At 66.3% G+C, this 12391-nt stretch carries 14 protein-coding genes; 4 read left to right on the top strand and 10 right to left on the bottom strand.

The annotated features are described in order from the left end of the window. Window position 1: 1 nt before the first annotated feature. Window positions 2-649 carry a TetR/AcrR family transcriptional regulator gene (locus ACFXN1_RS15800; RefSeq protein ID WP_379443371.1) on the top strand — a complete coding sequence of 216 codons (648 nt, stop codon included), beginning with the start codon at window positions 2-4 and terminating at the stop codon, window positions 647-649. A gap of 2 nt (window positions 650-651) precedes the next feature. On the opposite strand, the gene dmpG is transcribed toward ACFXN1_RS15800, so the two are convergent. From dmpG to ACFXN1_RS15755, 9 genes are all read right to left on the bottom strand, one after another. Continuing rightward, window positions 652-1665 (bottom strand): 4-hydroxy-2-oxovalerate aldolase, encoded by a 1014-nt coding sequence (gene dmpG, locus ACFXN1_RS15795; RefSeq protein WP_379443373.1) that lies wholly within the window; start codon window positions 1663-1665, stop codon window positions 652-654. After that, window positions 1662-2609 (bottom strand): acetaldehyde dehydrogenase (acetylating), encoded by a 948-nt coding sequence (locus tag ACFXN1_RS15790; protein ID WP_379443375.1) that lies wholly within the window; start codon window positions 2607-2609, stop codon window positions 1662-1664. The genes dmpG and ACFXN1_RS15790 overlap by 4 nt, the downstream gene beginning before the upstream one ends. Further along, window positions 2606-3424, bottom strand: coding sequence for a 2-keto-4-pentenoate hydratase (locus ACFXN1_RS15785; protein WP_379443377.1), 819 nt, complete (start codon window positions 3422-3424; stop codon window positions 2606-2608). The genes ACFXN1_RS15790 and ACFXN1_RS15785 overlap by 4 nt, the downstream gene beginning before the upstream one ends. Then, on the bottom strand, window positions 3421-5178 hold the full coding sequence (locus ACFXN1_RS15780) for a bifunctional 3-(3-hydroxy-phenyl)propionate/3-hydroxycinnamic acid hydroxylase (protein ID WP_379443378.1): 1758 nt from the start codon (window positions 5176-5178) through the stop codon (window positions 3421-3423). The genes ACFXN1_RS15785 and ACFXN1_RS15780 overlap by 4 nt, the downstream gene beginning before the upstream one ends. Then, the gene (locus ACFXN1_RS15775) at window positions 5175-6191 is read right to left on the bottom strand and encodes a VOC family protein (RefSeq protein WP_379443413.1); all 1017 of its coding nucleotides are present in this window, start codon (window positions 6189-6191) and stop codon (window positions 5175-5177) included. Before ACFXN1_RS15775 ends, ACFXN1_RS15780 begins: the two co-directional genes overlap by 4 nt. A 14-nt stretch (window positions 6192-6205) precedes the next feature. After that, a complete protein-coding gene (locus ACFXN1_RS15770) occupies window positions 6206-7069 on the bottom strand; it encodes an alpha/beta fold hydrolase (RefSeq protein ID WP_379443380.1) in 864 nt (287 codons plus the stop codon). 219 nt (window positions 7070-7288) lie between these two features. Further along, window positions 7289-7543 carry a WS/DGAT domain-containing protein gene (locus ACFXN1_RS15765; protein WP_379443381.1) on the bottom strand — a complete coding sequence of 85 codons (255 nt, stop codon included), beginning with the start codon at window positions 7541-7543 and terminating at the stop codon, window positions 7289-7291. Window positions 7544-7699: 156 nt separating this feature from the next. Next, window positions 7700-8020, bottom strand: a complete 321-nt coding sequence (locus ACFXN1_RS15760) for a hypothetical protein (protein ID WP_379443383.1) — start codon at window positions 8018-8020, stop codon at window positions 7700-7702. Continuing rightward, window positions 8017-8454 carry a hypothetical protein gene (locus ACFXN1_RS15755; RefSeq protein ID WP_379443385.1) on the bottom strand — a complete coding sequence of 146 codons (438 nt, stop codon included), beginning with the start codon at window positions 8452-8454 and terminating at the stop codon, window positions 8017-8019. The genes ACFXN1_RS15760 and ACFXN1_RS15755 overlap by 4 nt, the downstream gene beginning before the upstream one ends. A 201-nt stretch (window positions 8455-8655) precedes the next feature. Between ACFXN1_RS15755 and ACFXN1_RS15750 the strand changes: the two genes are divergently transcribed. Continuing rightward, window positions 8656-9069: a hypothetical protein gene (locus tag ACFXN1_RS15750; RefSeq protein ID WP_379443387.1), complete on the top strand. Its 414-nt coding sequence runs from the start codon at window positions 8656-8658 to the stop codon at window positions 9067-9069. Here the strand turns inward: ACFXN1_RS15750 and ACFXN1_RS15745 are convergent. Next, on the bottom strand, window positions 9049-10566 hold the full coding sequence (locus ACFXN1_RS15745; protein ID WP_379443389.1) for a flavin-containing monooxygenase: 1518 nt from the start codon (window positions 10564-10566) through the stop codon (window positions 9049-9051). The genes ACFXN1_RS15750 and ACFXN1_RS15745 overlap by 21 nt on opposite strands. Window positions 10567-10909: 343 nt before the next feature. Between ACFXN1_RS15745 and ACFXN1_RS15740 the strand changes: the two genes are divergently transcribed. Further along, the gene (locus tag ACFXN1_RS15740; RefSeq protein ID WP_379443390.1) at window positions 10910-11911 is read left to right on the top strand and encodes a hypothetical protein; all 1002 of its coding nucleotides are present in this window, start codon (window positions 10910-10912) and stop codon (window positions 11909-11911) included. Between the two features lie 119 nt (window positions 11912-12030). Beyond that, the coding region (locus tag ACFXN1_RS15735) for an enoyl-CoA hydratase/isomerase family protein (protein WP_379463618.1) at window positions 12031-12391 on the top strand (361 nt) is incomplete at its 3' end.

The raw sequence follows: 12391 nt of genomic DNA, 5'->3' as shown, positions 1-12391 counted from the left end.
CATGGCAGCCGAACCCGTCACTCGGAATCGCGTCGACCGGCGGCGCGAGCGCACTCGCAATGCGCTGCTCGGCGCAGCACGGAAGCTCTTGTCGGAGGGGCGATCCGCGGTCAGCATTCAAGAGATCACCGACGCGGCCGATGTCGGTTTCGGATCCTTCTACAACCACTTCGACTCCAAGGAACAGCTCTTCGACGAGGCGGTGCGCTCGGCCCTGCAGGTCTATGCCGAGCTGCGTGACGGCATCGTGGAGCTCTACGACGACCCGGCCGAGGTGTTCGCGGTCAGCTTCCGGATGACCGGGCGGCTGCAGCGGCAGATGCCGGAAATGGTGAAGGTGATCCTGCATTCCGGCATGTCGATCCTGCTGCGCGAGGAGGGCCTGGCCCCGCGCGCCCGCCGCGACATTCTCGCCGCGCAGGAGGCGGGCCGCTTCGAGCCGATGGATGCGGATATGGCGATCATGGCGGCCGGCGGTGCCCTGCTGGGCCTGCTGCAGCTGCTGGACGCCCAGCCCGACGCCGACGCCGACGCCCGCACCGACGAGATGACCTTCCACATGCTGCGCATGTTCGGCATGAACAAGCGCGCCGCGCAGAAGCTCACCAGCAGTCCGCTGCCGCAGCTGCCGCAGCTGCCGGAATCCTGAGGTCACCCCGCCCGGCCGCCGATCAGGTCGAGGGCGATATCGACGATCATGTCCTCCTGCCCGCCCACCAGGCCGCGCCGACCGGCCTCGGTCAACAGGTCGCGGACATCGACTCCATAAGTGGCGGAAGCCTTTTCGGCGTGCCGAAGAAAGCTCGAGTACACGCCCGCGTAGCCCAGGGTGAGCGTCTCGCGGTCGACCTGCACGGGCCGGTCCAGCAGCGGGCGGATCAGATCGTCCGCCGCGTCGGTCAGCTGGTTCAGCGCCGCCCGGTGTTTCCAGCCGCTGAGCTCGGCGACGGCCGCGAACGCCTCCAGCGGCGTATTGCCCGCTCCCGCACCGAGACCCGCCAGCGACGCGTCGACGCGAACAGCGCCCTCTTCCACGGCGACCACGCTGTTGGCAACGGACAGCGAGAGATTCTGGTGCGCGTGGATGCCGATCTCGGTGGCCGGCTCCAGCACGTCGCGATAGGCCCGCACCCGGTCACGGACCCCGGCCATGGTCAGCCTGCCACCGGAGTCGGTGACGTAAACACAGTGCGCGCCAAACGATTCCATGAGCTTCGCTTGGTCCGCGAGACCGGCCGGGGTGTTCATGTGGCTCATCATCAGGAAGCCGGACACGTCCATGCCCAGATCGCGGGCGCAGGCGATGTGCTGGGCCGCGATATCGGCCTCGGTGCAGTGGGTGGCCACCCGCACCGAGCGCACGCCGAGGTCGTGGGCGCGGCGCAGATCGTCGATGGTGCCGATACCGGGTAGCAGCAGCGTGGTGAGCCGGGCGCGGGTGAGCACACCGGCCGCCGCTTCCAGCCACTCCCAGTCGGTGTGGCTGCCAGGACCGTAGGTCAGGCTGCCGCCGTGCAGGCCGTCGCCGTGCGCGACCTCCACCGCGTCGACACCGGCGGCATCCAGTGCAGCTGCGACGGCGGCGACGGTTTTCGGCGTGATGCGGTGCCGCAGGGCATGCATGCCGTCCCGCAGCGTCACGTCCTGGAGGAAAATTTCTGTCATCGGACACTCTCCAGGGTGGTGGCGGCGATGCGTTCGGCGACGCGCACGGCGGCCGAGGTCATGATGTCGAGGTTGCCGGCGTAGGCGGGCAGATAGTGTGCGGCGCCTTCGACTTCGAGGAATACCGAAACCTGGTGGGTGACAACGGCGTCACCGACCAGAGTATGCAGCGGCGCCCCCGGGGCGACCGGCGTGATCTGCACGGCCTGCTTCAGCCGGTAACCCGGCACGTACGCGGCGACATCGGCGATCATGCGCTCGATCGAATCCCGCACGGCCGCATGGGTTCCCGGATCCGGGTCGCCGATCAGCGCCAGCACGGTGTCGCGCATGATCAGCGGCGGTTCGGCCGGATTGAGGACGATGATGGCCCGCCCGCCGGTCGCCCCGCCGACGGCTTCGATGGCGTGCGAGGTGGTCTCGGTGAACTCGTCGATATTGGCGCGAGTGCCCGGACCCGCCGACTTCGAGGCGATGGACGCGACGATCTCGGCATACGGCACCTCGGTGACGCGGGCGATGGCGGCGACGATCGGAATCGTGGCCTGTCCCCCGCAGGTCACCATGTTCACGTCGGGCGCGTCCAGGTGCTGGTCGATATTGACCGCGGGCACGACGAACGGGCCGATCGCGGCCGGAGTCAGGTCGATCAGCCGCTTGCCGTACGGTTCGAGCGCGCCGGCGTTGGCGCGATGCGCACCGGCGGACGTAGCGTCGAAAACGATCTCGATCTCGTCGAAGTGCGGCATGGCGATGAGTCCTTCGACGCCCCTGGCCGTCGTGGGCACGCCCATCCGGTCTGCGCGGGCCAGACCGTCGGAGGCCGGATCGATGCCGACCATGGCGGCCATGTCCAGCGTCTCGGAGTGGCGCAGTACCTTGATCATCAGATCGGTGCCGATATTGCCCGAGCCAATGACGGCGACCTTGGTGCGGTGACTCATTGTTCCTCCTCCAACGTGAATTCGACGGTGCCGAGTGTTCTTGCGCCGCTGAACAGTTCGGAGTGCACCCGGGCGCCCGGACGCAGCGGGGCCATCGGTCCGAGCGCGCCGGAGAGCACGATCTCCCCGGCCCGCAGCGGGTCGCCGAATTCGCGGGCGGTGCGGGCCAGCCAGGCGAGCGCGTTCAACGGGTCACCGAGGCAGGCGGAGCCCGTTCCGGTCGAGACGATCTCGCCGTCGATCGCCATGGTCATCTCGACTTCCCACGGATCGAACTCGTCCAGGGAAAGCCGATCGGAGCCGAGCGCGAACCATCCGCTGGACGCGTTGTCGGCGACGGTATCGGCGAAGGATATGTCCCAGTCGGCGATTCGGCTGTCGACGATCTCGACCGCTGGGACCGCGTACGCCACGGCTCCCCGCACGGTGAGCGCGTCGAGCTGATCGAGATCGAGATCCGCGCCGAGCACGAAGGCCAGTTCGGCTTCGACCTTGGGTTGCAGCAGCCGAGGACGATGCGGCGCAGGGGTTTCGGAGACATTCATGTCATCGAACAAGACGCCGAAGTCCGGCTGGTTCACCCCGAGCTGCTGCTGAACGGCGGGCGAGGTGAGGCCGATCTTGCGGCCGACGATGCGCGCACCGGATTCGACGCGGCGACTGGTGCCTATGCGTTGCACCGCGTAGGCCAGCTCCACATCGTCGGGGCCGATGAGGTCACGGACGGCCGGAACCGGTACCCCGGTCCGTGTCGCGGCGGACAACCGCTCCGCCGCGATGAGGACCGCGGATGGATGGGTCGCAATGGATGTCATCGAGCCTCCTCGAGGTGGCGGTCCTGTGCCGTGAAGGGACCGAAGTGTGTTGGCGCCAATCCGATTCCACGGGTCGATCCGAGGACCTGCCGAAGCAGCTCGGTGGCCAGCGGGCCGCCGTGCCCGGCCGCGGCGGTGCCGAAGACGAACCTGTCCGGGCGTAGCAGCACGAGCCCGCGGGCGCCGACGCCGGCCTTGCCGAACCACCGGGTCAATGCACCGGTGTGGTCCTCGACGTCCGTGTGGTCGTGTCCCGCGGAGCGGCCGTCGCCCACCACGCCCTGTGGACGGCCTCCGAAGGGGTAGACGGTGATGAACCGCGTGCCCAGTGCCCGCAGCGCTGCGAGGTTGTCCGCGTCGAACGCTGTGCGGGGGTCCATTCCGTAACCGAGCACCGCGAATCCGAGCCCGAGCACATCATCGAGACGCTGATGGTGGCCGGCGTAAGTGCGTACCTCCGGCTGAGGAGAAAGGGTGCCCTCGACCCCGCGCAGCCCGAGCCGATGGCGGGGCAGTCCGAGGTAGGCGTCGTTCCGGAATCGCGGTCGCGGCTTCATCTTCGCCGCGCGAATCCAGCCGCCCAGCCCGGGGACACGCAGCGCGGTGGCGAGCGCGAGGTCTCGGCCCGCGGCCAGCAGCTTGTTGTCGATGGAGACGAAGCTCTTGTTGAACACCGAAAAGTCGATCATGGCTTTGGCATGCGGCGCACGTTCCGATTCATAACTGTTCAGAATCGCCTGGCTCGCACCGTGTTCGATGACCGCGGTGAGCTTCCACGACAGGTTGTCCGCGTCCCGGACCCCGGAGCCCATGCCCTGGCCGACGAACTGTGGGGTCATGTGCGCGGCGTCGCCCGCGATGAGGATCCGGCCGACTCGCCACCGGTCGGCGACGACTGCGTTGAAGGTGTAGACCAGCTTGCGCAGCACCCTCACCTCGTCCGGATCGACGTAGCGAGCGATGTGGCGGCGGACGGTCTCCGGATCCTCCATCTCTTCCTTCGTCTGCGAATCGGTCAGCATGAACTCGAAGCGGTGATGCCCGCCCGGCTGCGGACAGGACACGATCGGCAGCTCGGGATCACAGACGAAGTTGAAATAGGGCAGATGCCGGAACGCGTCCACGCCGTCCTTGGCCTCGAGGTCCACCACCAGCCACCGCTCGGGAAAACTGGTGCCGGTCATGTCGATTCCCAGCTTGGTCCGTACCACGCTGCGGCCGCCGTCGCAGCCGACCAGGAACTTGGCCTGCACCCGCTCGGTGGTGCCCGCATCGATGTCGGCTTCCTGCTTGCCGTACCCGGTACCCCGGCACTCGGCGTGCTCGACGGTGACGCCATCGGCATCTTGGTCGAAGTCGACGACCGCCCGGCCGCGGCGCACGGTCACGTGCGGATACTCACCCAGCGCGCATTCGAGGGTGTTTTCCAGGTACGGCTGGTACAGGAAGTTCACCACCGGCCAGCTCAGTGGCCGCTCGATCTGCTTGAACTGCACCAGCACGTGGCCGTCGCTGCGTACCCATTGCACGGCGGAGTCGACGTTCATGTCGGCCGCGAGTTCTTCTGCGGCACCGGCGGTTTGGAAGATCCGCATGCATTCGTCATCGGTGTAGACCGCGCGCGCCAGGCCGTAGTACTCCGGTTCGCGTTCGAGTACCAGCACGCTGATCCCGCGCCGACCGAGCAGATTGGCCAGGGTCAGACCGGTCGGACCGAGGCCGACGACCACGACGTCGTAGTCGATGGTGTTCATCGTGACAATCCTTCTGCGAGCTGAGGAACGGTGATCTCCGGTGTTCTGACCGAACGCAGGGCCTGCCGGAACTGGGCGAACTTGTCCAGCACGGTCTCTCCCACCGGGGTGTGCCCCCAGATGCTGATGCCCTGGTATGTGGTGGGCTCCCAGGTGGATTCGAGTTCCGGGCCGATGACGATCGGGTTCCAGCCCACCTCGAGTTCGAAGCCCGACGGGGTCACGCTGTAGTACGACAGCTGCCGATCGTTGGTGTGCTGGCCGACCGACCACGCCATCCGGAAGCCCAGGCCCTTCACCCGCTGGAAGGAGGCGAGCATGTCGTCCAACGTCAGGGACTGGATATTGATGTGCTGCACCCGGGTTCGGATCGGATCGATCTTCACGCCGCGCAGATTGGCGATGGCAATGGAGTGGTGGCGCTCGTTGACCCGCAGGAAACGGATCTTCATCTTCAGCCCGGAGACGTTCTCGTCGATGTAATCCGACAACCGGGAGTCGAAGACGGTCTCGTAATAGCCGCGCAACGCCTCGGGCTCCCGCGAGACGATCGCGACGTGCCCCATGCCGGCCTCACCGGTCACCCAGCCGGAGCTGAGCATCCGCAAGGGCTCGGGGGTGGTCACCGGCACCGTGAAGATCTCCTGCACCATGCCTTTCGGCCCGGCGAAGCGCCACAACCGCTCCACTCCGCGCAGCGCCGCCTCGTCGGCGGTGCCCTCGGCGATCGGCACGCCGCGATCGGTGACCCGGGCGATGATGCGATCGAAGGTCTCGTGGTCATCGATCTGCCAGCCGAGTGCGGTCACGTCCTCAGCGGGACCACGCTGGACGAGGAAGCGACAGGTGTGGTCGTCGAGGCGGAAACGCAGCCCGACGCCGTCGAGGGCATCGACGTGCATCCCGATCGCGTCGGCGCCGAAGCGCCGCCAATCGGCTTGCCGATTCGATTGCACGACAATGTATCCCAGATGCACCGCGCCGAAGACCGAGCCGTCCGCGTTGGGACGCAGGAACTCGTTCACCGCTACGCCTCCAGAAAAGCGGTGGCCAGTGTGTTGAACAGGTCCGCGCGCTCCCACTGCACCCAGTGGCCGGTGTTGGCCGCCAGGTACAGGTCGCAGTTGGGCATGGCGTCGACCAGCATGCGACCGCCCTCGGGCCGGTTCACCTTGTCGTCGGTCCCCCAGACCACCAGCGTCGGATGTTCGATCTTGCGCAGACGCGAGTCGCGCGTGAAATCCATGCGCAACAGGGTGCGCAGCGCCAACGGCCCGGACGGCCGCCGCAGCGGCGGATTCGCCACCACGGCCGGATCGAGGCTGGCCTGATAGCGCGCCTCGATGAGCTCCTCGGGCACCGAATCACCGTCGAACACCAGGTATTCGCGAATAAAGCAAGTGAGCTTCTCCCGGCTCGGGCCACTGCCGGTGTAGTAATTCAGCAGCTGTTGAAGTCCGGCGGTGGGCAGTGCACGCGTGGTGCCCACACCACCGGGTCCCATGAGGATCAGCCGGTTCACCTTCTCCGGCCGGTCCATGGCCAGCCGCAATGCCGCAGCGCCGCCATAGGAGTTACCGATCAGATGTGCGGAGGCAATGCCGAGCTCGTCGAGCAGCCCGCCCACCGCCTGTGCGAGATCACCGAACGGGTCTGCCGGATCGATCCACTTCGACGACTGCCCGTATCCGGGCATGTCCGGCACGATGACATGGAACCGCTGCGCCAACGCCTCGATATTGCGCGAGTAGTTCGACATCCCGGACGCCCCCGGCCCGCCACCGTGCAGCAGCACCACCGCGGACCCGGAACCGGCCTCGTCGAAGTAGATCTGCCGTCCCCCGACCCGGACCGTCCGTCCGGTGCCGACGCCCTTGTCGATGCTTGTCATCTCCGCCTCCAGAACCTATGTTGATCAAATCATCAGTTGCGATGGCATCCCCTGTCAAGGCAATTCTGATAAGAGCATCAGAAGTGCTGGATATTGACAGATACCTCCGCATCCGGCGGCGGTGACCGGATCCAGGAGAAGGCCGGTAGGCCGTTACGAGAGCAATGTGCGCGGATCCTCACCCGGCCGGTGGCACGACCGGCCGGGTGGGAGCGAATTTCACCGTGGAAGGAGATCGTCGGAAGCCCGGGTGGCGTAGCGGGTCTCCAGTTCGCCGCACGCGTCTTCGAGGTAGGAGGCGAGGCGCTGGACGTGGGGTACAGATTCACGGCAGGCGATGAAGCCGAAGTTCATCCGCCCGTCGTAGGACACCGCCGTGATGTTCAGCGCCTCGCCCCTGAACAGCAGCGACAGCGGGTACAGTCCGACCATTCGCGCACCGGCCAGATACAAGGTCTGTTGTGGGCCGGGCACATTCGAAACAAGCTGCAGACCGACAACACGAATTTCATTGCGGCGCTGGCCCAGTGCGAAGTACTGCCTGGCCGTGGATTCCCATCGGCTTCGCGCTGCGTCACCTGCCGTTGCACCTCGTCGCGAAGATGAGCTGACTGCGGCGGACGAGCGATGTCATTTCCCGCGGATCACGGCGACCGAGCGCTCGACCGCATGAGCGTGGGCCGCGGTGAGCACTCGGGCCTGATCCTCGATCACGGCCGACATGCCGGGCGAAGCGAGCAACTCGGTCAGGTGGTCGCGGCTGCTCGCACCGATCAGGACCGCACCGTGGTAACGGCGGTGTGTCGGATTGTCTTGGGAGACACCGGGAGTCATGTGGGCGAGCGGGGTGTAGGGCAGGAACGTATACGTCCTGAGGTCGCGGGCGCCCGCCGCGTGCAGGGCGGGACCGAGCTCGTCATGGACGAAGCGGCGGAAGGCACGGCCACTCACGCCCGGCGTCGCCGCAGCAGCACGACGGTCCGATGCGGCACCGCATCGTCGTGGCCGGTGGTCCACCACCGGCCACCGCCCGGACCGGTCGGCTGGCCGAGGACGCGCTGAAAGATGTTCTGCTCGTCGAGGAAAACTCCCCGCATGTGCACCGGCACGGTCAGGGCCGCTACAGCCAAGCTTCGCAGCCGCACCTCGGCGAACCCGTCTACCCGCCACGCCGGGGCAACCAGCGTCCCGACCTGCGGTGTCGTCGGCCAGTACCCATGGTCGGAGGGCGAGAACCGACGCTGGATGTACTCGCGGATGTGCGGATGCCGCTTGACGATTTCGGCATGCGGCCCGGCCCAGTAGGCCGTGGCGACCTCGCGCGGCATGTCGTCGCGCAACGACACCGGATACAAGGCAGAGCTGGTGCGGAGGAAACCTGTCATCGTCGAGCCTCCTTCTCGGCCAGGTCCAGCCCCTCGGCGAATCGGCCACTGTGTGTCAACGACCGTGCGCCCAGCGAGATCTCCCTGCATGCCTCCTCCTAGTGATTATTAGGTCAGATATGACTCCAGCATCATGTGAGTTGCAACTGATAGCCACATCACACTTGATTGAATGAGTCAGTACATCGAAGGGTGTATGAGGTGACCGACAGCCTGCTGAGCGAACCTCTCGAGATCGGCCCCTTGGGGGGGCCGCGGGTCGCCTCTAACCTCCCTTACGCCAGCCTCTTCACCGAGGCCCTCGACATTCCGGTGATCGTGGTCGGCGGTTTCCACACCCGGGACGCCATGGAAGCGGCCATCACCAGCAGCAGCGCGAACGCCGTGTCGGCCGCCCGCGCCTTCACCGCCGACACCTACCTCTACCGCGCCGTCACCGGAGACAGTCTCGAGCACCCCATCTGCGGCTACTGCAACGGATGCATCGCGAGATTCAGCGGTCCCCGCATCGACTGCTACAGCGACGACATTCGCGCACAACGGGAAACCATGCTGCACGTCGCCCGTAGCGGGGCCAGCACGAAGGATGAACGATCAACCCGTAACCACCTGTGACGCTTCGGGTTCGCTATCTTCCGCGAACCGGTGCTCGGCACGGGTGAATTGCAGGATGCCGTCCTCGAGTCTGTGGTGTCGGAAGGTCGGCAGGTCGCGGAGGTAGTTCATCCGCAGCCGCCAGGGGGCGCGGTCGCCGCGGCTCGGGAAGTGGGCGCCGCCCCGGCGGAAATAGCCCGGAGTGAAGTCCGGGACAAACGGTGCGCGGACTGCGTCAGGGTCGTGGACAGGCGTCACGCTGGTATAGGCGCGCCTGTCGAGGTGGCGTAGGAGCCGGACGACGTAATCGCACACCAGATCTGCCTTGAGCGTCCAGGAGGCGTTGACGTAGCCGATGGTGAAGGCGAAGTTCGGGACGCCGGACAACATCATCGCCTTGTAGGCCAGCCGCCTCGGGACATCGACCGGTTCTCCGTCCACGCTTAGCGTGATGCCGCCAAATACCTGCAACTCCAAACCTGTTGCCGTCACAATGATGTCGGCAGGGACCTCGGCCCCCGACGTCAGCCGGACTCCCGATTCGGTGAGGGTGTCGATCCGGTCGGTGATCATCTCCAGCGCGCCGGTACGGATCGCCTCGAAAAGGTCGCCGTCGGGCACCAGGCACATCCGCTGATCCCACGGGTCATAGCGGGGAGTGAAGTGGGTGTCGATGTCGTAGCCGTGCGGCAAGGCCGATGTTAGGCGGGCGCGCAGCCATGCCCGCGCCCGTTCGGGATACCGGCGGGAGAGTTGATAGATCGCGGTGTCGACGGCGATGCTCTTCGCCCGCAGCACCCGGTGTGCGGCTCGGCGGGGAAGAATCCGCGGTAGCCAGGCAACCCAGCGGTCGCGAGCGGGCACGGACAGCAGGTAGCTCGGAGAGCGCTGCACCATGCTCACTCGCGCTCCCAGCCCCGCCAGCGCGGGACCGAGGGTCATGGCGGTCGCGCCTGAACCCACGATCACGACTCGCTTGCCGGCCACATCCATATCGTGCGGCCAGTGTTGCGGGTGGACGACCGAACCTGAGAAGCGTTGCTGCCCAGGAAACTTCGGCGTATAGCCACGATCGTAGCGATAGTATCCGGAGCAGCAGAACAGGAAGGACGCGGTCAGGACCACGGTTTCGCCGGTGTCGGTTCGCTGCGCGCTCACCGTCCAGCGCCGCGTCGTCGACGACCATTCGGCTGCGACCACCCGATGCCCGAATCGGATCTGCTCGCCGATTCCTTCCTCGCTCACGGTGTCGCGCAGATACGTCAGGATCGATGCCCCGTCGGCGATCGACCGGTCCCCCGCCCACGGCCGGAACCGGTACCCGAGGGTGAACATGTCCGAGTCCGACCGGACGCCGGGGTACCGGAACAGGTCCCAGGTCCCCCCGATGTCGGCCCGCGCCTCCAGGATCAGACAGCGGCGCTGCGGGAAGGCCCGCCGCAGGCGACTCGCCGCGCCGATACCGGACAGCCCGGCCCCCACGATCAGCACATCGACATGCTCGACAGCGTCAGACACAGTAGGAACCCTTCGATCCGGCCCACCCCCCTCGAATTACGACAGCCTAAACGGCAGCCGACCACGCACCGGCCACGCCTCCGGGCTACTGCCTGGTAGCCAGGTATACCCGCCGCGGCGGACTCTCATCTACATCCCGAATATTTTGAATGTATCTTCAATAACAAGCCTTTGCGGTTGCCGGACCAATATTGACACGTGCGTCAATATGTGGCTAGCATCACCACATCGGCCTGGTCTGTCGATCTGCCAGCACCGCCCGCCGAGTCCATGCAGCACACAGCGACCTCCCCCAACCGGCTCGACTTCCGGCGGAAGGTGCTGTTCAGAAAGGAAGACGGTGATGAACGACCCTGGCTACACGCCCGCGCCGGGCTACGGCAAGCTACTCCCCGACCCCCCGCCATTCCACGCCAGCACCTTCGGCGCGTGGTTCTTCCTGTTCTGGGCGGGCGCGGCCGTGGTGCTGATCGCCCTGCCCTGGGCGTTCAAGCGGATGATCCGGGACCGTGACAACCTGCCGATCCTCATGCTGATCTCGGGTGCGCTCACCTCCGTCGGCGAGCCGATGCTCGACCACGTCGGTCACCTCCGCTGGGCCCACAACCTGCTCGGCCCCGCGTTCGTGAACTTCGATCTCCCGATTCCGGTGCTCATTCCGCCCTGCTACATGCTGTTCATGGGCCTCGAGTCGTACTGGGTGTGGCTGGTCATCCAGCGCGGTGTCGACGTGAAGCGCTTCTTCATGATGTTCGCGGCCATCGGCCTGAGCGACGCGATCATGGAACACCCCGGGCTGATGCTGAACACGTACGAGTACTACGGCCCGCAGCCGCTGAAGTTCTACAAGTTCCCGTTCTACTGGTCGTTCACGAACGCGGTCGCGATCACCACCATCGCCGTTGTCGTGCATTACGTATGGCCGCTGGTCCGTGAAAAGGGCTGGAAGCAGGTCTACATCATTCCGATCGGCCTCATCGCCACCACCGCAGGCGAATTCGGCTCCGGTTTCCCGGTGTTCCTGGCCATCAACGCGAACATCCCGACCTGGCTGCAGTGGGCGATCGGCTGCCTCACGGTGCCACTGTCGCTGCTGTGGACCCGCATGCTGGCCGACCTGGTCTGCACGGAGAAGTCGGTGCCGTGGACCTTCTGGGGCCTGTTCAAGTCGCGATTCATGACGCCGAAGCAACGCGAGGCATACATGGACCGCATCGGCTGGGACGACGGCTATCGACCACAGCTGCCGACCTGGCCGCCGAACCACTGGCGGGCCAAGCAGGAGCAGACGGTCACATCGTCCGAGGTGCGCTCGGCCGATGAGGTGGCGCCGGTCCGGGCCTGACGTCGCCGTCCGAACCGAACAAGCGTGGTGTCGTATCCGAAGTGGGTGCGACACCATGTTTTTCGACTATTTCCACGATTGACGAGGTAGTGGTGACAGCAACAGACGACACGGTCCTGATGACACGAGACGGCGCGGTCCTGACCGTCACCTTCAATCGGCCGGACCGGCTCAATGCCTTCGCGCTCGAAGACCTGCGCCGAACCGCGGAGGTCCTCGCCGATGCCGCACGGGATTCGACCGTCCGGACCATCGTGCTCACCGGCGCTGGCCGCGCCTTCAGCGCAGGCGCCGATCTGGGTGATCAGCAAGACCAGAAACCCGCGTTGGCGATGCTGGACGCCGCCAATGACGTGGCCCGCGCGATCCGTGCCACCCCGCAGCCGATCGTGGCCGCGGTCAACGGACCGGCGATCGGGGTGGGATGTTCGTTGGCCCTGGCCGCCGACATCGTCGTGGCCCGCGAATCATCGTATTTCC

Origin of the sequence: Nocardia sp. NPDC059154 (assembly GCF_042755705.1) — a bacterium.
Classification (GTDB): Bacteria; Actinomycetota; Actinomycetes; order Mycobacteriales; family Mycobacteriaceae; genus Nocardia.
Note: the sequence above shows the minus strand (reverse complement) of the source record. Positions and strands in the feature narration are given on the sequence as shown.